Origin of the sequence: Armatimonas sp. (genome assembly GCF_043760365.1) — a bacterium.
Lineage (GTDB): Bacteria > Armatimonadota > Armatimonadia > Armatimonadales > Armatimonadaceae > Armatimonas.
Genome location: NZ_JAYUPA010000275.1, coordinates 1 through 2,008, shown reverse-complemented (window position 1 = coordinate 2,008; position 2,008 = coordinate 1). Strand labels below are relative to the sequence as shown.

The window sequence follows — 2,008 nt, the reverse complement described above, 5'->3', positions numbered from 1 at the left end:
TTCGAGTCTATGCTGATGCGCTCCTACGGCATTATCCTAGTCACGGGGCCGACGGGTTCTGGAAAATCAACAACTCTCTACTCCAGCCTGGCAAAAGTCAACTCCGGCGAGAAGAATATCATCACCATTGAGGATCCCGTGGAGTACGAGATCTCCGGCATCACGCAAGTGGGGGTCAACAACAAAGCGCACATGACCTTTGCGGCAGGCTTGAAGGCCATGCTACGCCAGGACCCCGATATTATTATGGTAGGAGAGATGCGCGACCAGGAGACGGCAAATATCGCCATTGAGGCCGCGCTCACGGGGCACTTAGTTTTCTCCACACTCCACACCAACGATGCCCCGGGTGCCGTCGCCCGCCTCATGGATATGGGCGTCGAACCGTTTCTGATTGCCTCCGCCACAGTTGGGGTAATGGCCCAGCGCCTAATGCGCCGTGTCTGTGATAAGTGCAAGAGCACCTACGAGCCGCCTAAAGAAGCCATCAAGCGCCTGGGAATGAGCCTGGACGACATGGAGCGTAGCCCGGTGACGTTTTACCGTGGGCGTGGCTGCGAGGTCTGCAAGGGCACGGGCTACAAAGGTCGTGTTGGCTGCTACGAGCTGATGCCCATCACCGATAAAGTCCGGGAGCTTATCCTGGCCCATGCCTCCGCCTACGCGATCCGTGAAGCCGCCATCGAGGGTGGGATGCGCTCACTCAAAGAAGATGCGATGGAGAAGATTCTTCTGGGAATGACGACTCTGGAAGAGAGTCTGCGTGTGATTTACTCAGGCTAGCCCCTAAAGAGAATTTATGAACGTCCCCGCAAAGAACCCCACACGAGGCCCCATCATTGGCATAGACCTGGGTACGTCTACCTCCGCTATCGCTTTCCTGACGCCTGAGGGCGAGCCCGAGCTGATCCCGGATCTCAACGGCGATACGATTGTCCCCAGCATGGTTCAGCTCCTGCCCGATGGCCAGCTCGTAGTGGGCTCGGTTGCCAAGAGCGGTGCTGTCACCTACCACGACCGAACCGCGATGGAAGTCAAGCGGCTCATGGGCACCGGCGAGACCGTCAAGCTCGGCAAGAAGGTTTTCTTTCCCGAGGAGATCGGCACCGAGATTCTCAAGCACCTCAAGCAAGCTGCAGAGACCAAGCTCAATAGTGAGATCAAACAAGTCGTGATCTCGGTACCCGCGCGCTTCGAGAACGCCGCCCGTGAGGCCACCCGTAAAGCTGCCGAGGCAGCCGGTCTGGAAGTCATCCGCCTGATCAATGAGCCCACTGCCGCTGCCCTCTCCTACGGCCTGGGGCACCTGGCAGACCAGAGTAAAGTGCTGGTATTTGACTTTGGCGGTGGCACACTAGACGTAACCGTTTTAGAGATGTTTGAGGGCATTCTAGATATCCGCACGTCGGTAGGCGATGATAAGCTAGGCGGCAAGGACATTGATGAGGCCCTGATAAACCTGCTGCGTGATAAGTTCAAAGAGACAACGGGCAAGAAAATGCCGCCGCCGTCGCGGGATCGCAAGGCGGCGCAGCGTATCAAAGAGGAGGCAGAAGTCGTCAAGAAATCTCTTTCTTTCGCCCAGTCTATTGACGTCAATCTTCCGAACTTAATTGCCACGCAGAGCCTCGTGTGCACAATCACCCGCGATGAGCTTGATGAGCAACTGGAGAGCATGCTCATGCGCGCCATGTCCGTGGTCAATGAAGCACTGGCGCGTGCCCGACTGAAATGGGAACAGATTGATGTCATCTTGCCCATCGGCGGCTCTAGCCGTATTCCCATGTTCCGCCGCGCCCTTGAGTTCGCCTCCGGCAAGGCCCTCTACTCCGGCTCGCTCAACCCCGACGAAGCCGTGGCTTTGGGTGCTGCGATCGCTGCCGGAATCGAGCAGGACCTCTACCAGCAGCAGCAAAAAGACATTATGATCTTGGATGTCTCCCCCCACCGACTGGGGGTGGCGACAATCAAACAGGTGGGTAACGAGCAGTACATCGAGGACTACTTC

General features: G+C 57.2%; 2 protein-coding genes. Both read left to right on the top strand.

Going from position 1 to position 2,008, the window contains the following annotated elements; genetic code table 11:
- The coding region (locus ACH2EH_RS06585) for a GspE/PulE family protein (protein ID WP_395140089.1) at positions 1-783 on the top strand (783 nt) is incomplete at its 5' end.
- A gap of 16 nt (positions 784-799) precedes the next feature.
- On the top strand, positions 800-2,008 hold a 1,209-nt coding region (locus tag ACH2EH_RS06580; protein WP_395140087.1), incomplete at its 3' end, for an Hsp70 family protein.